A 21,014-nucleotide genomic window follows, 5' to 3' on the forward strand; every position below is an offset into this window, starting at 1 on the left:
TAATCCCCGATGGGATTTTCAGCTCGACAAGCGGATCGGCATGATCAGGTAACGGTAGTCGGGGACTCCGCCGTCATCCACAGGCTTTCCACCGGTGAGGATGGCGGGCTTGGTGGACGTGGTCATCTGCAGCCGGGCGACGTCCGAGTCGATCGCGCCCAGCCCTTCCAGCAGGAACTGGTGGTTGAAGGCGATGTTCATCTCCTCGCCCTCATAGTCCACCGGCAGCACCTCGACGGCCTGGGCCTCGTCGCCGCTGCCGGCCTCCAGCACGACCTCGCCGCTCTTGAACGCCAGGCGTACCGGAGTGTTGCGCTCGGCGACCAGGGCCACGCGCTTGACCGCCTCGACGAACGAGCTTGTGGACAGGTCGGCGCGCGCCGAGAACTCCGTCGGCAGCAGCGAGCGGTATTTGGGGAACTCGGGGTCGAGCAGCCGCGTCGTGGTCCGCCGCCCGGCGCTGGAGAAGCCGATCATGCCCTCGCCGGTGCCGCCCGCCGAGCTGAGCGCGATCTCCACCTCGGCGCCGGTCGCGCCGAGCGCCTTGGCCGAGTCGGCGAGCGTCTTGCCGGGGATCATCGCGATCGCCGCGAAGTCGGGCTGGTCGGGCTGCCATTTCAGCTCGCGTACGGCCAGGCGGTAACGGTCGGTCGCGGCGAGGGTCACGGTGTCGCCCTCGATCTCCATCCGTACGCCGGTGAGCATGGGCAGCGTGTCGTCCCTGCCCGCGGCGACGGCGACCTGGCCGACGGCGGCGGCGAAGACGTCGCTGCCCACCCGGCCGGCGGCCGGCGGCATGGCCGGCAGCGACGGGTAGTCCTCCACAGGCATGGTCAGCAGGGTGAACCGGGCGCTGCCGCAAGTGACGACCGCCTTGGCCCCCTCCACGACGAAGTCCACAGGCTGTGCGGGAAGCGCGCGGGTGATCTCGGCGAGCAGCTTGCCGGAGACCAGGACGACGCCGGCCTCACCGGTGTGGAGTTCGAGCGTCACCTCGGCGGAGACCTCGTAGTCGAAGCCCGACAGCTTGAGCTGCTGGTCCTCGGTGACCTCCATCCGCATTCCGGCGAGAACGGGGACCGACGGTCGCGCGGGCAGGCTGCGTGCCGTCCATGCCACCGCCTCAGCGAGGACGTCTCGCTCGATTCGGAACATCACGGTCATCAGCCTCCTGAGTTCGTCGTTGATTCAAGTGTTGCCTCTCCCGCACCCGAGTTCCGGGAGAACCCCTCTATGGGTCTTGAGTTTCTTAGTAAGAGAGATAGGTGGTCTTCACACTAGGGGCTGTGGATAGTGTGGACAACGGGCGTTTCCCCTGGTCAGCTTGCGTGGCGTCGCCCACATGCTCGGTGGATTACGCCTGGGGGAAACTTCGCCGCCTGGGGATGAAGGTTCGTTGCCCACAGCTCGTCCCCAGATCATGGTGCGTTCATCCACTGGTCATCCACCGGCTTTCCACAGGTTATCCACGGGATAAACGGCCTCGCGGGAGACCCTTTTTCGACTGTGCACAGGCCGTCCACAAGTCATCCACCGGATGTCCCCAGGTTGTCCTCAGGATGTCCCCAACTTTATCCCCAGGCATCGCGCAGGATTTTTCAGGCGAAGATGGGGCGTACGGCCGCCGCGATCTGACGTTTCCCCTGATCCACAGTGTTATCCACAGGCTGTGCATGACGGTCAGGATCCGCGCGACGTCTGTTTGATACGCATTGTTAGCTCGTTGACCTGGTTGTACATCGACCTGCGCTCCGCGATGAGCGAGCGGATCTTGCGCTCGGCGTGCATGACGGTCGTGTGATCGCGGCCGCCGAACTGCTGCCCGATCTTCGGCAGCGACAGGTCGGTCAGCTCGCGTACCAGATACATCGCGATCTGCCTGGCGTTGACCAGAGCCCTGCTGCGCGAGCTGCCGCAGAGGTCGTCGATGCTGATGCCGAAGTATTCGGCGGTCTTGGCCATGATCGTGGCGATGGTGATCTCGTGGCCGCCGTCGGAGGTGATCAGGTCCTTCAGCACCACCTCGGCCAGCTGGAGGTCGACGCCCTGCCGGTTGAGGCTGGCGAAGGCGGTGACCCTGATCAGGGCGCCCTCCAGCTCGCGGATGTTGGTGGAGATGCGGCTGGCGATGTACTCCAGGACCTCGGGCGGGGCGGCCAGGCCCTCCTGGATGGCCTTCTTCCTGAGGATCGCGATGCGGGTCTCCAGCTCGGGCGGCTGGACATCGGTGATCAGGCCCCACTCGAACCGGTTGCGCAGCCGGTCCTCCAGCGTGATCAGCTGCTTCGGCGCCCGGTCGCTGGAGATCACGATCTGCTTGTTGGCGTTGTGCAGGGTGTTGAAGGTGTGGAAGAACTCCTCCTGCGTCTGCTCCTTGCCCTCCAGGAACTGGATGTCGTCCACGAGCAGGATGTCGATCGCTCGGTAGCGGCCGCGGAAGCCGTCGGCCTTGTGGTCGCGGATGCTGTTGATGAAGTCGTTGGTGAACTCCTCCGAGCTCACGTATCTCACCCGCGCGCCGTCGTACAGGCTCTGGGCGTAATGCCCGATCGCGTGCAGGAGGTGGGTCTTCCCCAGGCCCGAGTCGCCATAAATAAAGAGAGGGTTGTACGCCTTTGCGGGGGATTCGGCTACGGCCACGGCGGCCGCGTGGGCGAATCGGTTGCTGGCCCCGATGACGAATGTCTCGAAGGTGTACTTCTGGTTGAGCCGAGCGGGTTCGCTGGGCTTGTTGCTCTTCGCTTCCCAGCGGTTGTGCGTCGGCTCCGGCAGTTTCTCCACAGGGGACTGCCCCTGTTCAAAAGTGAACGTGGGCTGTGGATATTCGGTGGATATCTGGGCCGGGTCCGGCTGTGGAGAATAGAACTGCGGAGGCTCGGAAGCCTGGTAGTGCTGGGCCGATGGGGGCTGTGCATAACGTGGCTGGGGGTCCAGGCCCTGGGGATAATTTTGAGCCACAGGCTGTGGATGAAGGTCCGGCATCTGCTGCTCGGGGGCCGTCGTGTCGATCATCACGGCCAGGCGCATCGCCCGGCCGAGCTCCTGAGAGAGCGCGTGGGCCACGAGGGGGCGCAGCTTCCCCTCGATGAGGTCCTTCAGGAAGTCGTTGGGGACGCCCAGCACGATCGTGTCGTCGGCCTGGGCGATCGGGCGCACCATGGAGAGCCAGGTGCGCTGCTGTATGGGGACGTTCTCGTTGAGGAAGTTGCTCAGGGCCCTCGCCCATACCTTGCCGAGGTCGACATGGTTCATGTGCGGTGCCCCTCCTTCCTCTCGCGGCCCCCCGCGATCGATCGTTTACCGCCTGCCCAGTGCGGGCATTGGCCTGTTGCGGCCTGGTTATTGGCGCTTCGCACACGTACGTCACAAGTCGTCGGTGCACCGTCACTGGCTGTCCACCGGGGCGAGTTATCCACATGGAGCTCCCACCCGCAGGGGCGGCCGGCGCCTTGGTCCACAGCGTGTCGGCCGAGCTGGACACCCACACCATCCACAGGCCATCCACAAGTTATGCACAGGCCTTGAGCGGCTCTGGGAGGGCTGACAGTAGCTCTGTGCACAGCTGTGTTCAAGCGTTGTCCACAGCCTAGTGGTACCTGAGTGCACATACTGTGGACGTGGCCGAGGATGTGGAAAACCCGCATGTGGATTAGTGGATAACCCGTTCGCCCGGTCGCCAGTTTGACCTGGGGCATGCTTGCCCCGTAACGTGCCATGGTCGGCTTGTCACGCGACGGCTATTTCGCGTGCCCTCGCTCTCTTGGCAAGCCAGCCATGTGTGTATCAGCGCCCCTGCGGCGCACCTTCAAGCCTGGAGCCCACCCGTGAGCAAGCGTACTTTCCAGCCGAACAACCGTCGCCGCGCGAAGACCCACGGCTTCCGGCTGCGGATGCGCACCCGGGCCGGTCGCGCCATCCTGGCCGCTCGCCGCCGTAAGGGCCGCGAAACGCTGTCGGCCTGATCGACTCGCGTCCGATAGTCCGCCCGCCGGTGAAGTCCGCCGGCGGGCGATAGGCGTATATGGTGCTTTCCCGTCAATCCCGCATGCGACGCGGGGAGGAGTTCGAGGCGGCCGTCAAGCGTGGGAAGCGCGCGGGCCGTCCTACCCTGGTAGTGCATCTAGGCATTTCTGGGGATTCGACGCCTCTGGTTGGTTTCGTGGTGAGCCGAGCTGTGGGTGGCGCCGCCGTCCGTAACAAGGTCAAGCGGCGGCTCCGACACCTGATGCGGGACCGTCTCGACCGGCTCCCGCGAGGTAGCCTGCTGGTGGTACGCGCCAATCCACCGGCCGCGTCAGCGCGATACGAGCACCTTGCCGCCGAGCTCGACCTCGCGTTGGATCGTTTGTTCAGGCGGCGCGAGTCCGCGATGGATGGACACAGATGACGGAGCAGCCGCAAGGGATGCCGAGCCTCCCCGCTCGGGCATTGATCATCCCGATCCGGTTCTATCGGGCCTTTATCAGCCCGATGCTCGGTCCACGTTGCCGTTTCTATCCGTCGTGCAGTGCCTACGGGCTCGAAGCGATAGCCGTACATGGTGCATTGCGCGGCACATGGCTGACTGTCCGGCGCATCGGGCGGTGCCACCCATTCCATCCCGGAGGTATAGACCCGGTGCCCCCACGCCCGGTTCGGTCCCACGAAACGCAAGGGAGATAGCTCGGTGGAGCTGTCCTGGCTGAGCTGGCTCTATGAAGCCGTAGCCCATGTCATCATCTGGATCCATCAGGGATACAGCACATTCCTCAACCCGGACAGCGGGCTGACATGGGCCCTGACCATCATCACGCTGACCGTTTTCATGCGGGTCCTGATCTTCCCGCTCTTCCTGAAGCAGATGCGCTCGTCGCGCAAGATGCAGGAACTCGCCCCCAAGGTGGCGGAGCTCCGCAAGCGCTACAAGAACGACAAGCAGCGCATGAACCAGGAAGTCATGGCGGTCTACCAGGGAGCGGGCGCCAACCCGCTCGGTGGCTGCCTGCCCGTGGTCGCGCAGTTCCCCATCTTCATCTCGATGTTCACCGTGCTGCGGGCCATGGCCGACGGCCGCCCGGTCTACGGCATGACGCAGCAGCTCGTCGACAGCGCCCGATCCGCGCACATCTTCGGCGCGCCGCTGCCGGCCAACTTCTGGATGTCGCAGGCCCAGGTCGAAAGCTTCGGGGCCACCGTCGTCACGACGAAGATCGTGCTGGGCGTCTTCGTGGCGATCAGCTCGCTGACCACGTTCCTCACCGTCCGGCAGAGCGTCACCCGCTCCATGGCCCAGATGCCGGACAACCCCATGGCGCAGCAGCAGAAGATCCTGATGTACATCTCTCCGCTGTTCGCCTTCTTCAGCCTCAACTTCCCGCTCGGTCTGATCATGTACTGGGTCACCACGAACCTGTGGACGCTCGGTCAGCAGCACTGGTTCTACAGTCGCCACCCGATGCCGCAGTTCGACGCCAAGGGCAACATGGTCCCGGTCGAGCCGAAGACCGGTCTGCTCTCGAAACTCCGTAAGGGCGCCACTCCGGAAGAGGAAGTGCCTTCCGCGCCGCCGGAGCCTAAGATCATTCGGCAGCAGCCCAGTCGTCAGCCCCGCAGCAAGCGCACCGGCAGCAAGAAGTCGTGAACACGAAGGAGAGGCCGGCCATGACCGAGGCCGAGCAGGAGAAGACTCCTGATCTCAACGCGCTCGAGCAGGAAGGCGAGATCGCGGCAGACTACGTCGAGGGTCTCCTGGATATCGCCGACATCGACGGCGACATCGACATGGACGTCGAAGGTGACCGCGCGCTGGTCTCGGTCGTGGGCCTCAAGGGCACCGGCCTCGTCGGGCCCGAGGGAGAGGTCCTGGAGGCGCTCCAGGAGCTGACCCGCCTGGCCGTGCACCGGCAGACGGGGGAGCGGTCCCGGCTGATGCTCGACGTCGCCGGCTACCGCGAGCGGCGCCGCGCCGAGCTCACCAAGCTCGGCACCGAGATCGCCAATGAGGTGAAGGAGAAGGGCGAGCCCAAGGCGCTGCACGCGATGACGCCCTTCGAGCGCAAGATCGTCCATGACGCGGTGGCGGCCGCCGGGCTCCGTAGCGAGTCCGAGGGGGAGGAACCGCACCGCTACGTGGTCGTACTCCCGGTCTGACCGCACGTACGCACACTCGCTCGCCGACCGGCCGCCGTCCCGCACTCGGGGACGGCGGCCGGTTCGCGTGAGGGCATTCTTGATGTACGTACAGCTTGTCCGCTTTATAGCTAATTGACGTCTTTCGTGAAGTTTGGAGCATTCCGGGTCGGTGCGGAGTGCAGAGAGTGTGGCGCGCGGCCCTCATTCAGGGCGGCCCGCTAGTCTTCCCAAGTGATCGCTCACCTAGCCTTGAGTAGAGACCATCGCCCATGACCCCCGAGGAAGGGCCACCCACCAGTGACCGACGAGCTGCCGCCTCCGCCCGACGAAGCGCGTGAGCTGCCGCCTCCGCCCGATGTGGCGCGAGAGGTCTTCACCGGCGAGGCTTGGGGCCGCGCACAGGCGTTCGCCGAGCTCCTCGCCGGCCCTGGGGTGGTACGCGGGCTGCTGGGCCCCCGCGAGGTCCCCCGGATCTGGGATCGTCATCTGCTCAACTGCGCCGTTGTCGCCGAAGCCGTGCCGCCGGAGGTGCGGCTGGTCGACATCGGCTCGGGCGCCGGGTTGCCGGGCCTCGTGCTGGCGATCGTACGGCAGGACATCACGGTGACCCTGTTGGAGCCGCTGCTTCGCCGTACCGTCTTCCTGGAGGAGTGCGTCGAAACGCTCAAACTGGACAACGTCGAAGTGTTGCGCGGCCGCGCGGAAGAGCTGGCGGGCAAGCGCGAATTCGACGTCGCCAGCGCCCGCGCGGTCGCGCCGCTTGACCGGCTGCTGAAGTGGGCCATGCCACTTCTTCGCGAAGGTGGCGAGTTGATCGCCATGAAGGGGGAGCGAGCCGCGGAGGAACTTGCCGAGGCGGAGCCCCAATTGCGGGCCAGTGGGGCGAGGACAGCCGAGCTTGTGACCGTCGGGCGCGGTAAGGTCGAGCCGCCTGCAACATTGGTTCGGGTGGTAGCAGGTCGCGCGCCGGAGCCCGGTAGGCGGCGACGAAGGAGGTGACGGTCGTGCCAATCGCGTCAAGCGGTCTTGGCTGGCCGGACAGCCCTCTGTCCGAGAGTCCCAGCGGGGTTGGCTGGCCCGAAATGGGCGTGTCGCGACAGCGAATTCCTGGCACCGGCCTGCCACTGGTTGAAAGGATGGCCAACGTGACCCAGACCCCCCTAAACCCCGGTGATTCGCCGTTGGTACGAGAGGCGCTCAGCTCAGTGGTTTCACGTGAAACATCTGCCACCCAAACAGCCGCCGCCAAGGCGGGCGAAGCGTCCGGGGGAGGCGACGGCGCCTGGCCCAGGCCGCCCAAGTGCCGAGTGATCGCGGTGGCGAACCAGAAGGGTGGCGTCGGAAAGACCACGACCTCGGTCAACATCGCCGCCGCGCTCTCGATGCACGGCCAGCGCGTACTCGTGGTCGACCTCGACCCCCAGGGCAACGCCTCCACGGCCCTGGCCACCGAACACCGGGGCGATGTCCCGGATGTCTATCAGGTGCTCGTTGACGACTTGCCGATGGCCGACATCGTCAAGGAGGTGCCGGACATGCCGGGCCTCTACTGCGCCCCCGCCACCATCGACCTCGCCGGCGCCGAGATCGAGCTCGTCTCACTCGTCGCCCGGGAAGCCCGCCTCCGCCGCGCACTGGGGGCCTTCGAAGCGATCGAGCTCGACTACATCATCATCGACTGCCCGCCGTCGCTCGGCCTCCTGACCGTCAACGCCCTGGTCGCCGCCGAAGAGGTCATGATCCCCATCCAGTGCGAGTACTACGCGCTGGAGGGCCTGGGCCAGCTCCTTCGCAACGTCGACCTCATCAAGGCGCACCTGAACCCCACACTCAGCCTGTCGACGATCGTCCTCACTATGTACGACGGCCGCACCCGGCTGGCGTCCCAGGTCGCCGACGAGGTCCGCGCCCACTTCGGGGAGACGGTCCTCAGCACGGTCATCCCGCGCAGCGTCCGCCTTTCTGAGGCGCCCAGTTATGGGCAGTCGGTGATGACGTATGACCCTGGCTCGAGCGGCGCCATGGCCTACATGGACGCCGCCCGAGAAATCGCCCACCGCGCCGCCGTCTGACCTGTTGCCGTGTCGTAGGGCTGATGTTTGTGCGGCCGTAGGTATCTCGTACGGCCTGAATGCGGCGGCCGCTCTGCGACCCGCCCTTCTCCTGGGTTCGTTTTCCACGGGCTGTCCACCGATGGCTCTCGCCTGGGGCTGGTCCCGGTTTCTTCTACTTCCGTATTCGTAGGGACGATCCTCTGCTGCTCGTTTCCCACATCCATACAGACCAGCCCCTGCCGCTTGTTTCCCGCACCCGCACGGCCCTGACCGTTCATCTCTGGCAGCCGCACGGTCCTCTCCGCCTGCCTCCCATGTCCGTGTAGACCGCTCCCGTTCATCTCCCCGCGTCCGTATGGAGCGCTTCCGTTCGTCTCCCCGACGCCATGCTTGCTTTTCGCGACGATCCACAGGCGGCTCACTCCGCTGCCCAACGGGGCTCGCAAGGCGTTACCAAAGCGCATGCACAGCACACCCACCACACGTACTACACAACGCACCACAGGGCGCAGGCGGCCTGCACCACAGCACAGGCCGCCTGCACTACAGGCAACTCCTACACCGCCTGCACCATAAGTTGCGCCTTAAACCACCTGCACCACAGGCGCTGCCCGCACCACAGGAGTTAGCTGACCACAGGCACCGCTAGCGCCTCATGCATAGGAGGCATCACAGGAAGCACACGTCGGCACACAGCGATCTACACCGATGCACAAGGCACACGGGGCACACCACACGGCATACACGCGCGTAGGACCTGGCGGCGCCCCGACGGCCCCGTGGAAGCCGTGCACGCGGGGCGGGTTCGTAGGGCCCAACTCATGGACCCTGGGCCGCTCACCATGCCCTCCAAGTCCGGACACGCCCACGGGGTGCGTGATGCGGGGCGTCGACAAGACGACGTGCGAGGGGTAGCGCGGCGAAAACGGCGTGCGAGCGACGCGCGGCACGCGGTGATGCCCATTACCTCAGCCAAACTCCCCAAACCCCACTCACCTCCACCTCCCACACCACCCACGCCATTCACACCTCCCGCACCCCGACTCCCGCACCTCCACCCACGTTCCACCTCCTCACACACCCACACCCCAAACTCCCGCTCCAAGATCCGAATCTTTCTGAACGGTCTGTCTTGGCGGCCAAAGTCATGGGGTAGAGGGCCTGCAGAGTGCATGCCTGGTCGGATGTGTACGCGTGAGGTTGTGGCGGTGTAAATCCGGAGGAACCGCGTGTGGCGAGCGGGCACCCTGTTGCGTTGACGACGGTAACCTCTCCTGGAGTGACCGGAATCGGCCCGGTGGATGAGGAGAAGCAGTGAGTCAGCATCGGCGGGGATTGGGCAAGGGACTCGGGGCACTCATCCCGACCGGTCCCATCGTTGACGGCACGGGGACAGTAGCCCCCGCGAATGGCGCAACGGGGGAGACCGCCGGCCCCAAGCCGATTGCCGGAGCGTACTTCAGGGAGATCGCCCTCAGCGCGATCGTCCCCAACCCACGCCAGCCCCGTGATGTCTTCGACGACGAGCGCCTCCATGAGTTGTCCGCGTCCATTCGCGAGGTCGGTCTGCTGCAACCGATCGTCGTGCGCTCGGTGGGTGGCGGCAAGTACGAGCTGATCATGGGGGAGCGCCGCTGGCGCGCTTGCCAACTGGCTGAACTCGACCCGATCCCCGCGATCGTCCGCAACACCCAGGACGACGAGCTCCTCAGAGACGCGCTGATCGAGAACCTCCAGCGCGAGCAGCTCAACGCCTTGGAAGAAGCCGCCGCGTACCAGCAACTGCTCGACGACTTCCGGGCGACACATGAACAGCTCGCCCAGAAGGTCGGCCGATCCCGTTCTCACATCACCAACACTCTTCGCTTGCTCAACCTCCCGCCGGAGGTCCAGCTCCGCGTCGCCGCCGGTACCGTCAGCGCCGGCCATGCCCGCGCCCTCCTCAGCCTCGATAGCTCGGAAGAGCAGATCCAACTCGCCAAGCGGATCGTCGCCGAACTTCTTTCCGTCAGGGCCGTCGAAGAGATCGTCTCCCTCGGCAGCTCAAAGGCGGCACCCAAGGCCACCCGCGACCGCCAGCCCAACAAGCCCTCCGCGCCCGGCCTCGTCCACCTCGCAGACCGCCTCTCAGACCACTTCGAGACCAAGGTCAAAGTCGACCTCGGTCGCCGAAAGGGGCGCATCGTGGTGGAGTTCGCGACGATCGATGACCTTGAGCGCATCATCGGCACCATGGCTCCCGAGGCCGTACGCGCCATGAAGGACGCCGAAGACTGACCCCTGTTTCACGTGAAACCATTGGCCGTTTCACGTGAAGCCATGGCCCCTAAGGCGCCCTGTCGCCTGAGGAACGACGGCGAGCATCTACAGGAAGCCCGGCCCCGACATCAGGGGGGTGCTCGCGATCGATGTTGGTGACCGAGGTCGAGAAGTCCTTCGGCGCCCGGCGAGGCGGTACGCCGGGCCCGCTGAACCCGATTTTCGATCCGTGGCTGTCCGCCGGAATAGCTCGTGTTTCACGTGAAACACCACCAGCTCCGACTCCATCAACGGCCGCCACTCGTACTGGCGAGCCCCCGAGCCTCGAGAAACGACCTCGTCGGGCGCCCCGAGCGAACACCCGAACGGTCGTCCCGAGCGGACGCCCCGAGCTGAACCCCCGAGCCGAGCCCCACGACTGGGGGTCCCGAGCTGAAGCCCCCGAGCTGAACCCCCCGAGCTGAACCCCCCGAGCGGACGCCCCGAGCGGACGCGCGGAGTGGAGATCCCGAGCGGACGCGCGGAGTGGAGGTCTCGAGCGGGCGCCCCGAGCGGGGGTCCCGAGCGGGGCCCTCAGAGGGGAGCCGCGCGGTCGGCTAGATCGAGCAACTCGCTGTTCCGTGGTTGGACCAGCATCGGAGCAGGCGCAGAAACCAGGTTGGCCACCAGTGTGGCCGCTATGACCATCGCGGGCCGTGGCCACGGCCGAACTCAGCGCCCACACCACACGCGAGTGCGGGAACGGCCGGCGGCAGGGCGGGAGCGCTCGCCGTCAGCGGCGAGGCGGGCGTGAGCGGCGAAGCGGGCGTGAGCGGCGAAGCGGGCGTGAGCGCGAGCGACCACCTCGGGCGAGGGCGGGGGCGCGTCGGGCAGTGCCCGGGCGAGCAGTTCGAGCTCATCCATCGATGTCCTCCTTCAGCGCGCCGAGCGCCGCGCGCAGATGCTTGCGTGCCCTGTTGAGCCGGGACGCGACGGTTCCATAGGGAATGTTCAGGGCGGAAGCGACCTCGGCGTGACTCAGGCCGCCCAACGCGATCAGCAGCACCACGTCGCGATCGCGCTGCTTCAGCGCGGCCGGTGCCCCCGCGAGCGGAGCGGTGAAGCGCGCGGCGTCCACCCGATCGAGCACTCGATTCAGTGCGGGGTCCTCGCGGCCGTCCCGGTCGCGCTCCGCCGCGCGGCTGAGCGCCTTCCACCGCGTGGTCTCGGTACGGCGGTGCCGCGCGACCAGGTTGGTAGCAATGCCGCACAGCCAGGGCCTGATCTCTCCCACGGCTGGGTCGTATCCGCCGCGCAACGCCGCGAGGGACGCCTCGGCGGCTAGGTCGTCAGCGTCGTCCGCAGGCAGGCGACGGGTGATGTACCGGTGGATCTCGGCGAAGTAGCGGTCGAAGAGATCGGCCGGAACCACCGGTTGATCTCTCCCGCTACGCGTGTTGTACACGATCACACCTACTTCTTGCCGCGACGGTGAGAATGCTTTCACGCGCGCTGATTCTCACGCCCTGGGAAGCCGGCCCCGCCCATCCTCCGAGCGCCTGGGCCAACCAACCTCCGGCTGACGCCGGGCCAACCAACCTCCGAGCGCCTGGACCAACCAAGCTCACCAGTGCTCATGGCGATCTACTCCCGGACGTTCGCGTCCCTCTCGCCGACAGGAGGGCTGCAGCAACCCGCGCGAAACTGACCAGGCCAAGGTGTCGTACCGCCGGTCATAACCTGTCCCGGCCGCCAACTTCATCCAGAAGGGGCACTCCCCATCGCCCACCGCCTCCCTCGCTTTCGGGACTTCACCGCCGTTGGGCGGTGTCCCATCCCACGGCAGATCAACGATCTCGTTGTGCGTTTCCGATGTGGGCGAGCAGGGGCGAGCGGGGGAGAACTACACCGCTCTGCGGGACGTCATCCATGGAGGTTCGCCGGGGGAAGGGCTGTGAATGGGTTGCCGCCGTGCTGGCGGGTGGATGGTTTCACGTGAAACAGGGGCGTCGGTGGTGCCTGTGAATGGACACGAGACACGCCAGGTGGATGGACACGGACATCCTGGTCCAAAGACATCGGTTCTCCAGGCACACGGCCATGTGGTCTTCGGTTCTGCGGACATCGAGAAGGCCGGACTGGTGGCAAGGTCGGAGCGGCCAGGGCCTCACGATCGCCAGGGGTGGCGGGCGTAGGGCAACAGACGGAGGGTGATCGGTGCCGCGGGATCGCCTTCTTCGGCCCCGCACGGTGATCGCCGGGGGTGGCGGGCGTAGGGCAATAGCCGGGGGCGATCGGCGCCAGGAGACCGCCTTCTTCGGCCCCACGGCATCGGAGTCCCCCCTGCGACTCACCGAGACCCGAACGGCGTCGGCGAACTCGGTCCAGAAGCACCCTCAACGAGGCCCAGCGCAGACCCCGGTGAGCAGGTCCGTGGTCCGTCCACCGGGATTTCTCGTGGTCGCCCAACCTGGCTGGAGTCGTCTGGCCATCCGCTTGGCACGTGGGGTCCGGCTACCAGGAGTTCCTGGTAGCCGCTAACAGTGCGTCCGACTGGCGGCCTGGGGAGAGTTGTTTCACGTGAAACGTGGGCCGGAGGCTTGGGGCGTGTGTGGGGCCGGGAGCTCACGCGAATGTCAGGGCCGGAGGATCAGGGGAGGACGAGGGATTTGCGGATGTCATCGAGGAAGTCGTCTACGTGGTCCGGGGTGGTGTCGAAGGCGGTCATCCAGCGGACGGTCCCGGCGGTCTCGTCCCAGTAGTGGAACTGGTAGCGGGTGAGGAGGGCGGCCGCGGCTGGTTTGGGGAGGGTGGCGAAGACGGCGTTCGATTGGACGGGGTAGGCGAGGGTGATGCCGGGGAGGTCGGCTATGCCGTTGGCGAGGCGGGTGGCCATTTCGTTGGCGTGGGTTGCGTTATGACGCCAGAGGTCGTTCGTGAGGAGGGCCGAGAGTTGGGCTGAGACGAAGCGCATCTTGGAGGCCAACTGGAGGGACTGGCGGCGGAGGAAGGGGATGGCGTGGGCGAGGGAAGAAGAGGAGAGGACTATTACTGCCTCAGCTGCCAGCGCGCCGTTCTTGGTGCCGCCGAAGCTGAAGATGTCTACGCCGACTTCCGTGGTGATGGCGCTGAGGGTGGCGTTCAGGTGGGCGGCCGCGTTTGCCAGTCTGGCGCCGTCCATGTGGAGGAGCAAGCCGGCCGCGTGGGCCGTATCAGCGAGGGCGGCGATTTCTTCGGGGGAGTAGCAGGTGCCGAGTTCGGTTACCTGGGAGATGGAGACCACGCGGGGTTGGGAGTTGTGGTGGCTGCCCAAGGTGTCGAGTCGTGCGGTGATGTCCTGGGGGCGTAGCTTGCCGTCGGCTGTGGGGGCGGTCAGGAGCTTCGCGCCGAGCAGTCGTTCTGTCGCGCCTGTTTCGTGGGTGGCGATGTGGGCGGTGTCGGCGCAGATGATGGCGTCGTAGCGGCCGAGCATGGGGGCGAGGCCGACCATGTTCGCGCCGGCTCCGTTCAGGACGGGGAAGCCTTCCGCCCCTGGGCCGAAGACGTCCTTGATGTGGTCCTCGAAGGTTGATGTCCAGCGGTCACCGCCGTAGGCGGGTGCGTCCCCGTGGTTCGCCGCAGCCATGGCTTCGAGGATGGTGGGGTGGACGCCTGCGTGATTGTCGCTGGCGAAGCTCTTGGGATAGGTCGAATCGATCGGCACATGCCCAGGCTACTTTCACGACTCACAAGATTGAGAGAGGCGAGAGACGATCGGCAGGGTGGGCCCGGTGGTCGGGAGGTGTCCGCTGGCTCGGGTGCTGCGTTGCTAGTTCGCGGTGATCCTCTGCTGGCGAGTGATGCCTCCTGTCGGCGGTGCTGCCTCCTGTTGTGGGTGGGAGCCGGGGATGTGGATCGGCAGCGTGAGCTGACGGTGTGGGTCCAAGCTGTGGATCGGACATCGAGGGCCCACCGGGCGTCGGCCTCACCGCGCGTGGACCCGCTCAAAAGGTGTGGGTCCACGCGGAGTGAGGGTCCGAGGGGGTGCGGGTCCGAGGGGGTGCGGGTCCGAGGGGGTGAAGGGGGTGAAGGGGTCGGGCGTGCGAAGCGGAGCTACGCCCGGTGTTGGGTGCGCGAAGTCGAGGTAGCTCCGACGCGGGGCATGCGACGCCGAGGTCAGTCCGGCACCGGGCCTGCGGGAAGGCCAGACGAGACAGAGGTCAGCCCTGCAAAACACCAGACGGGGCAGAGGCTGGCCCTGCAAAACGGAGGTAGGGGTCGTACCCCAGGGTGGAAGGTGGCGTGAGGTTAGTGCCAGGGGAGAGCGGGGGACGCGTAGACGTCAAGCGTGTACGCGAGAGGCGGCGTTCTGGAGGAGGATGCGGCAGAGGTCGCCCAGGTCTTGGCCCGCGGCCTCGGCCGCCATCGGTAGCAGCGACGTCTCCGTCATCCCAGGGGCCACGTTGACCTCCAGGAAGTGGGGCTGGTCTGAGGCGTCGACGATGAGGTCGGTGCGGGAGATGTCCCGGAGGCCCAGGGCGGTGTGGGCCGTCACGGCGGTTTCGGCGCAGGCCGCGGCTGCTTCGGCGGAGAGGCGGGCGGGCGCGAAGAACTCGGTGTGGCCGGCGGTGTAGCGGGCCGCGTAGTCGTAGACGCCCTCGTCCGGGACGATCTCGACGGCGGGCAGGGCGATCGGGCCGTTGCCCAGGTCGACGACCGAGACCGCTACTTCGACGCCTGCCACGTAACGCTCGATCAGCGCCGTGTCGCCGTACGCGAAACAGCCGACCATCGCGGCCGGGAGCTCTTCGGCGGTGCGGACGATCGAAGCGCCCAAGGCGGAGCCGCCACGGGCGGGCTTGACGAACAGGGGGAGGCCGAGATGTGCCACGATGCGGCCCAGGACGACCGTGGCGCCGAGGTCGTGGAAGGTCTCCTTGGGCAGGGTGACCGACTCGGGGGTGCGCAGGCCGACCGATCGTACGACGCCCTTGGCGGTCGGCTTGTCGAAGGCGACGCGGCAGGCGTCGGGGTCGGCGCCGACATAAGGGACGTTCAGCAGTTCGAGGATGGAACGGATGGCGCCGTCCTCACCCGCGCCGCCGTGCAGCGTGACGAAGACCGCGTCCGGTGGGTCGGCCAGGATGGACGGCACGAGGGACGCGTCAGTGTCGCGGGCCTCCACGTCGATGCCCGCCGCCCGCAGCACCTCACTCACCCGGCGACCGGAGCGCAGGGACACCTCCCGTTCATAGGAGAGGCCCCCGGCCAGCACGAGCACGTGGCCCAGATCGCTCATTTGTTCTCCTCCGCTGATCGCACGCTGTCCAACCGTACCGGGGCTGGGGTGGAATGGTGTACGGCAGGCGCTTTCTACCGTGCGGGCCATGACCAACGGAATGCATAGATATGCACTGCGAGGGAAGAGCCGGCGTCCCAACCGAGACGCCGGCAGGCGAGAAGAGGATCAGGCGAAAAGAGGATCAGGCGAAAAGAGGATCAGGCTAGGTCGGGCCCGGGCGTGTCCACGCCCGCATGCCCCCGAGCCGACCCCGTCCCGAACGTGTCCCGCAGCTGGATCTCCTGCTCGATCACCCCAGCCAGCCGCCGGACCCCTTCCCGAATCCGGTCCGGCTCAGGGAAGCAGTAGGACAGCCGCATCTGCCGAGCCCCGCTCCCATCGGAGAAGAACCCGGTCCCCGGCACGAACGCCACCCGCTCCGCCACCGCCCGCGGCAGGATGGCCTTCGAGTCCAGGCCCTCCGGCAGCGTCGCCCACACGAAGAAGCCCCCGGCCGGTCGTGTCCAGGTGACCTCGGGGGGCATGAGCGCCGAGAGCGCGTCGAGCAGCGTGTCACGTCGCTCGCGATAGAGCTCCCTGAACGTTTTGATCTGCTCCTGCCATGGCTGCGTGGCGAGGTACTGGCCTACGGCCAGCTGGGTGAAGGACGAGTGTGACAGTACGGCCGACTCCATGGCCAGGACGAGCTTGTCGCGGACGGCGTGCGGCGCCAGCGCCCAGCCGACCCTGAACCCAGGGGCGAGCGTCTTGGAGAACGACCCGAGATAGACCACGCCGTCGGGATTGTCGGCCCGCAGCGCGCGCATGGGCTCGCCGTCGAAGCCGAGCAGCCCGTACGGGTTGTCCTCGATGATCAGGACACCGGCCCGCTGGCAGATGTCGAGCACCTGCTGCCGCCGCGCCAGGTTCAGGGTGACACCGGCGGGGTTGTGGAAGGTCGGGATCGTGTAGAGGAACTTGATCGGGGCGCCCGCGGTCTCCAGCGCGTAGATGGTCTGCGCGAGAGACTCGGGAATGATGCCCTGATCGTCCATAGCGATATGCACTACTTTGGCCTGGTATGCGGCGAAAGTGCCGAGGGCGCCTACGTACGACGGGCCTTCGGCCAGCACCACATCACCCGGGTCGATGAAGATCCGGGTCACCAGATCAAGCGCTTGCTGCGAACCTACGGTGACGACCACGTCGTTCGCCCCGGCCTGGATCCCCTCCAGCCGCATCACGTCGCAGATCTGCTCGCGCAGGTGCGGATCGCCCTGGCCGGAGCCGTACTGCAGCGCGACGGGACCGCGCCTGGTGACCAGATCGGACACCAGCTCGCCGACCATGTCGAGGGGGAGGGCCGTGACGTACGGCATGCCGCCGGCGAGCGAGACCACCTCGGGCCTCGACGCGACGGCGAAAAGAGCTCGGATCTCGGAGGCGACCATCCCGGTAGCTCGCGCGGCGTACCGATCGACGTAGGCATCGATGCGCGACCCTTGGGTCGCGGGCGTCTGACCGTGATCCAGCTCTCCTGTCACGGTCCACCTCCTTGGTGTCATTTGTCGCTGAACTACCAGATTACGGCAGTCGGACATGTCGGCTGTGACCGGGCTCGACCGTCGTGGTACCCGATGGCGGGACGTCACTGGGCTACGATGCCAGCTGGGGACGCGTTTTTCGCGCGCTTTTCCGGGTCAACGATTGGGGCCGTAGTTGTCGCGTCGGCTGGTCAACATAACCCTGGACAATCTGGATGATCTGCCGCGCCGCTGTCGGCGGTGCGTCTTTTGGGAGCTCGACCCGGTCAGCGGGGAGCGCGCGATCGACTCCGGTGGTCCAGAGCTGGAGAAAGAGGCATGGATCTCCGGCACGCTGCTCGAATGGGGCAGCTGCGGCAAGATCGTGTACGTCGACGGGGTGCCCGCCGGATTCGTCATCTACAGCCCGCCGCTCTACAGCCCCCGCTCGGTGGCCTTTCCCACCTCGCCGGTCAGCGCCGACGCGGTGCTGCTGATGACCGCGCACATCATTCCGGAGTTCTCGGGCGGCGGTCTGGGCCGGATGCTGATCCAAGGCGTGGCCAAGGACCTGACACGACGTGGCGTGAAGGCCATCGAGGCGTTCGGCGACCTCAAGTGGGAGGAGCCGAGCTGCGTGGTCCCGGCCGACTATCTGCTTTCCGTGGGCTTCAAGACGGTACGCCCGCATCTGCGCTTCCCCCGGCTCCGGCTGGAGCTGAAGACGGCCGTCTCGTGGCGCGAGGACGTCGAGGTGGCCCTGGAGCGCCTACTCGGCTCCATGAGCCCGGAACGCGCCCTTCGCCCCGTCTGACGCCTTCTCAAGGACGCCAACGGCGAACAGGCAGAAGCCCCCTGAGCGAACCATCGCCAGGGGGCTTCTCACTGAAACGCTGCGGGCGTCGTCAGATGATGCCCTCGAGCTCGCGCAGCAGCATGGCCTTCGGCTTGGCGCCGATGATCTGCTTCACGACCTCTCCACCCTTGTAGACGTTCAGGGTGGGGATCTGGAGCACACCGTAGTCGCGCGGGACATCCGGGTTCTCGTCGATGTTGAGCTTGACGATCTCCAGCTTGTCGCCGTGCTCCTTGGCGATCTCCTCGAGGATGGGCGATACCTGACGGCATGGGCCGCACCACTCGGCCCAGAAGTCAACGAGCACGGGCTTGTCGCTCTTGAGGACCTCAGCCTCGAAGGTGGCGTCGGTTACTGCCTTCACGGTGCGCTCCTTAGTTTTCGTTCGAGGCCAGCCAGCGCTCGGAGTCGAGTGACGCCGAGCAGCCGGTGCCGGCCGCGGTGATGGCCTGCCGGTAGATGTGGTCGACGACGTCGCCCGCGGCGAAGACGCCGTCGATGTTGGTCGCCGTGCTGGGCGCGTCGACCTTGACGTAGCCGTCGTCGTCGAGGTCGATCTGGCCCTTGACCAGGTCGCTGCGCGGGTCGTGGCCGATCGCCAGGAACAGCGCGTCGGTGGCCAGCTCGCATTCCTCGCCGGTCTTGAGGTTGCGCAGCTTGACGGCCTCGACCTTGTCGGCGCCGAGGACGTCGACGACCTCGCTGTCCCAGATGAAGCGGATCTTGTCGTTCGCGAACGCCCGCTCTTGCATGATCTTGCTGGCGCGCAGTTCGTCGCGGCGGTGCACGACGGTGACCATGCGGCCGAAGCGGGTCAGGAACGTGGCCTCTTCCATCGCGGTGTCACCACCGCCGACGACCACGATGTCCTTGTTGCGGAAGAAGAAGCCGTCACAGGTGGCACACCAGGAGACGCCCCGCCCGGACAGGCGCTTCTCGTTGGGCAGGCCCAGCTCGCGGTAGCCGGAGCCCATCGCCAGGATGACCGACTTGGCGTAGTAGGTCTCGCTGTGGGTCTTGATCACCTTGGGGTTGGCCTCAAGGTCCACTTCGAGTACGTCGTCCGCGACCAGCTCGGCGCCGAACCGCTCGGCCTGCTTACGCAGGTTGTCCATCAGATCGGGGCCCATGATGCCGTCGGGGAAACCGGGGAAGTTCTCGACATCGGTGGTGTTCATCAGCGCGCCGCCCGCCGTCACCGAGCCCTCGAAGACCAGCGGCTTGAGCTCGGCGCGCGCGGAGTAGACGGCCGCCGTGTATCCAGCGGGGCCGGATCCAATGATGATCACGTTACGCACGTCGCTCAACGCTCTCACGCCTTCCTAGTCTGCTCTTGCCTGTCGCCTCAACAGATCCTAGGCCGCCGTGATTCCCGGCCCCGTCCTCAACGCACGCCCAAAACGAAAGAGCCCGCCGAAGCGGGCTCTGACGTGGGCAATTAAGGGATCACCGAACTACCAGCGCCCCACCATGGGCTTACGCAGGCTCTTGCAGTTGAACGGATCGACGATGTCGACGCGGAGCGTCTTGGCCGCCTTGTTCTTCCAGGAGGTCATGATGATGGCCTCCGACCCGTTGAACTGGCCCTGGTCGACCGCGAATACCTTGAGCTTCGTACGGTTGGCCACCCGGCTGACGCACTTGTCGACCACGTCGATCTCCGAGGAACCACCACCCGCTATGGGCGCGGGCCCGAAGATGCCTTCGAGCGGCTGCCGCAGCTCCTGTTCGCTGTAGTTGTGCCCGCTGTCGGTCAGCGCGTACGCCCTGCGCGGCACCTCCGCCTTGGGCGGCGGCGACGACGCCTGACCGGTCTGCAACTGCTTCCCACTGGCGATGGTGCCACCACCACCGCCCGCGAGCAGGCTGGTGGAGAGCACCACGGTGCCCACCACAGCCGCCGCGGCAGCAGCGGCGACCGCGGGCATCGCCCATCGGCGCCGTCGTGCGGCCGTGTGCTTGGCAGGGACGATGGTGCCGTCGTCGGAGACCACCCCGAGGCGTACCGGCTCCGGCTCCCGCGGGGATTGCTCCCACGGGGAGTCCCGCATGAGCTCATCCCAGTTGGGGGGTTCCGCCAGGCCGATACCACCCCCGCGCGCGGATCCCGCCTCGGCGGCCAGCGCCTTGTCGATGCGCAGTGCGACTCCCATCGGCATGGCCGGTGTCGGAGTCGCCGCGAGCACCTCGCGAACCGCTGCCAGGTCGGCCAGTAGCTCCCCACAGGGGTCGCATACCGCGAGATGCTCGCGGACCTGGCGGGCCGTGCCAGCGTCTAGGAGACCCTCGGCCAACTCGGCCAGGATTTCCAGATCGTAGTGCGTATCACCCGTCACGAAGTTCTGCTCCCTTCGCGGATGAGACGCGACTGAGGTCCGATCGGTTCCGCAGATGCGAAAGAATTGGGGCAAGTTTCGCGCGCCCCCGCGCGCACCGGCTCTTCACCGTCCCGCTGGGCACTTCAAGCACCTGAGCTGCGTCTTCGACCGAATAGCCCATCATGTCGACGAGCACCAGCGCGGCGCGCTGGTCGGTCGGAAGCAGTTTCAGCGCGGCCGAAACCTCCATCGAAACCTCACGCTCACCCGTCTGGTCGGGCATCGGCGTGTCACGCTCGGCGGCCTCGATGAGCTCGTCATCGGCGACCGGTCTGACGGACTTGCGGCGCATCCGGTCGAGGCAGGCGTTCACCACGATCCGGTGCAGCCAGGTCGTGACCGCGGCCTCGCCGCGGAACGTGCTCGCCTTCCGGTAGGCGGAGACGAAGGCGTCCTGCACCGCGTCGGCCGCTTCGTCGGGATCGCCCAGCGTGCGCAGGGCCACGGCCCACATGCGGTCACGGTGTCTCTTGACGATCTCGCTGAAGGCGTGAGGATCCCCGTTGATGTGCGCGGTCAGCAGCTCGGCGTCGGTGACGGCGGGCCGCTCCGCGGAGGAGGGTGGCTCGGGTGGGGAGTTCACAAGAGGGATTC

General features: G+C 66.7%; 20 protein-coding genes. 9 read left to right on the forward strand and 11 right to left on the reverse strand.

Annotated elements, in window-relative coordinates; genetic code table 11:
* Positions 1-18: 18 nt before the first annotated feature.
* Complete coding sequence (gene dnaN, locus AB0L53_RS08060) at positions 19-1,158, reverse strand: DNA polymerase III subunit beta (RefSeq protein ID WP_357939730.1); 1,140 nt, start codon at positions 1,156-1,158, stop codon at positions 19-21.
* 522 nt (positions 1,159-1,680) lie between these two features.
* Entirely contained in the window at positions 1,681-3,252 is a 1,572-nt protein-coding gene (gene dnaA, locus AB0L53_RS08065; protein WP_363992027.1) for a chromosomal replication initiator protein DnaA, read from the reverse strand.
* A 572-nt stretch (positions 3,253-3,824) separates the two neighbouring features.
* Between dnaA and rpmH the strand changes: the two genes are divergently transcribed.
* From rpmH to AB0L53_RS08105, 8 genes are all read left to right on the forward strand, one after another.
* Entirely contained in the window at positions 3,825-3,962 is a 138-nt protein-coding gene (rpmH, locus tag AB0L53_RS08070; protein ID WP_093172456.1) for a 50S ribosomal protein L34, read from the forward strand.
* A 59-nt stretch (positions 3,963-4,021) separates the two neighbouring features.
* The gene (rnpA, locus tag AB0L53_RS08075) at positions 4,022-4,387 is read left to right on the forward strand and encodes a ribonuclease P protein component (RefSeq protein ID WP_358534342.1); all 366 of its coding nucleotides are present in this window, start codon (positions 4,022-4,024) and stop codon (positions 4,385-4,387) included.
* Positions 4,388-4,404: 17 nt separating this feature from the next.
* Positions 4,405-4,662 (forward strand): membrane protein insertion efficiency factor YidD, encoded by a 258-nt coding sequence (gene yidD, locus AB0L53_RS08080; protein WP_357655404.1) that lies wholly within the window; start codon positions 4,405-4,407, stop codon positions 4,660-4,662.
* 4 nt (positions 4,663-4,666) lie between these two features.
* Entirely contained in the window at positions 4,667-5,620 is a 954-nt protein-coding gene (yidC, locus tag AB0L53_RS08085; protein ID WP_363992030.1) for a membrane protein insertase YidC, read from the forward strand.
* Between the two features lie 20 nt (positions 5,621-5,640).
* A complete protein-coding gene (locus AB0L53_RS08090) occupies positions 5,641-6,129 on the forward strand; it encodes a R3H domain-containing nucleic acid-binding protein (RefSeq protein WP_357939728.1) in 489 nt (162 codons plus the stop codon).
* Positions 6,130-6,450: 321 nt separating this feature from the next.
* Positions 6,451-7,110, forward strand: a complete 660-nt coding sequence (gene rsmG, locus AB0L53_RS08095) for a 16S rRNA (guanine(527)-N(7))-methyltransferase RsmG (protein ID WP_363992802.1) — start codon at positions 6,451-6,453, stop codon at positions 7,108-7,110.
* Between the two features lie 137 nt (positions 7,111-7,247).
* Entirely contained in the window at positions 7,248-8,183 is a 936-nt protein-coding gene (locus AB0L53_RS08100) for a ParA family protein (protein ID WP_363992032.1), read from the forward strand.
* Positions 8,184-9,479: 1,296 nt separating this feature from the next.
* Positions 9,480-10,442, forward strand: coding sequence for a ParB/RepB/Spo0J family partition protein (locus tag AB0L53_RS08105; RefSeq protein WP_363992034.1), 963 nt, complete (start codon positions 9,480-9,482; stop codon positions 10,440-10,442).
* Positions 10,443-11,135: 693 nt separating this feature from the next.
* On the opposite strand, the gene AB0L53_RS08110 is transcribed toward AB0L53_RS08105, so the two are convergent.
* The 5 genes from AB0L53_RS08110 to AB0L53_RS08130 form a co-directional block, all read right to left on the reverse strand.
* Positions 11,136-11,327, reverse strand: coding sequence for a hypothetical protein (locus AB0L53_RS08110; RefSeq protein WP_363992036.1), 192 nt, complete (start codon positions 11,325-11,327; stop codon positions 11,136-11,138).
* Positions 11,320-11,874 carry an RNA polymerase sigma factor gene (locus AB0L53_RS08115; protein ID WP_363992037.1) on the reverse strand — a complete coding sequence of 185 codons (555 nt, stop codon included), beginning with the start codon at positions 11,872-11,874 and terminating at the stop codon, positions 11,320-11,322. Before AB0L53_RS08115 ends, AB0L53_RS08110 begins: the two co-directional genes overlap by 8 nt.
* A 1,179-nt stretch (positions 11,875-13,053) precedes the next feature.
* Positions 13,054-14,106, reverse strand: coding sequence for an aminotransferase class V-fold PLP-dependent enzyme (locus AB0L53_RS08120; RefSeq protein WP_363992039.1), 1,053 nt, complete (start codon positions 14,104-14,106; stop codon positions 13,054-13,056).
* 618 nt (positions 14,107-14,724) lie between these two features.
* Positions 14,725-15,681 (reverse strand): D-alanine--D-alanine ligase, encoded by a 957-nt coding sequence (locus tag AB0L53_RS08125; protein ID WP_363992040.1) that lies wholly within the window; start codon positions 15,679-15,681, stop codon positions 14,725-14,727.
* 200 nt (positions 15,682-15,881) lie between these two features.
* A complete protein-coding gene (locus AB0L53_RS08130) occupies positions 15,882-17,114 on the reverse strand; it encodes a PLP-dependent aminotransferase family protein (RefSeq protein ID WP_357939724.1) in 1,233 nt (410 codons plus the stop codon).
* A 268-nt stretch (positions 17,115-17,382) separates the two neighbouring features.
* Between AB0L53_RS08130 and AB0L53_RS08135 the strand changes: the two genes are divergently transcribed.
* Positions 17,383-18,000 carry a GNAT family N-acetyltransferase gene (locus tag AB0L53_RS08135; RefSeq protein WP_358534358.1) on the forward strand — a complete coding sequence of 206 codons (618 nt, stop codon included), beginning with the start codon at positions 17,383-17,385 and terminating at the stop codon, positions 17,998-18,000.
* Between the two features lie 91 nt (positions 18,001-18,091).
* On the opposite strand, the gene trxA is transcribed toward AB0L53_RS08135, so the two are convergent.
* The 4 genes from trxA to sigM all read right to left on the reverse strand — a co-directional run bounded on the left by trxA (position 18,092) and on the right by sigM (position 21,003).
* The gene (gene trxA / locus AB0L53_RS08140) at positions 18,092-18,406 is read right to left on the reverse strand and encodes a thioredoxin (protein ID WP_225300927.1); all 315 of its coding nucleotides are present in this window, start codon (positions 18,404-18,406) and stop codon (positions 18,092-18,094) included.
* 10 nt (positions 18,407-18,416) lie between these two features.
* Positions 18,417-19,349: a thioredoxin-disulfide reductase gene (trxB, locus tag AB0L53_RS08145; RefSeq protein WP_363992803.1), complete on the reverse strand. Its 933-nt coding sequence runs from the start codon at positions 19,347-19,349 to the stop codon at positions 18,417-18,419.
* A gap of 147 nt (positions 19,350-19,496) precedes the next feature.
* Positions 19,497-20,378, reverse strand: a complete 882-nt coding sequence (locus AB0L53_RS08150; RefSeq protein ID WP_363992043.1) for a zf-HC2 domain-containing protein — start codon at positions 20,376-20,378, stop codon at positions 19,497-19,499.
* The gene (gene sigM, locus AB0L53_RS08155; protein ID WP_357938144.1) at positions 20,368-21,003 is read right to left on the reverse strand and encodes an RNA polymerase sigma factor SigM; all 636 of its coding nucleotides are present in this window, start codon (positions 21,001-21,003) and stop codon (positions 20,368-20,370) included. The genes AB0L53_RS08150 and sigM overlap by 11 nt, the downstream gene beginning before the upstream one ends.
* Positions 21,004-21,014: the final 11 nt, after the last annotated feature.

The sequence above is a fragment of the Nonomuraea sp. NPDC052129 genome, assembly GCF_040680095.1.
Classification (GTDB): domain Bacteria; phylum Actinomycetota; class Actinomycetes; order Streptosporangiales; family Streptosporangiaceae; genus Nonomuraea.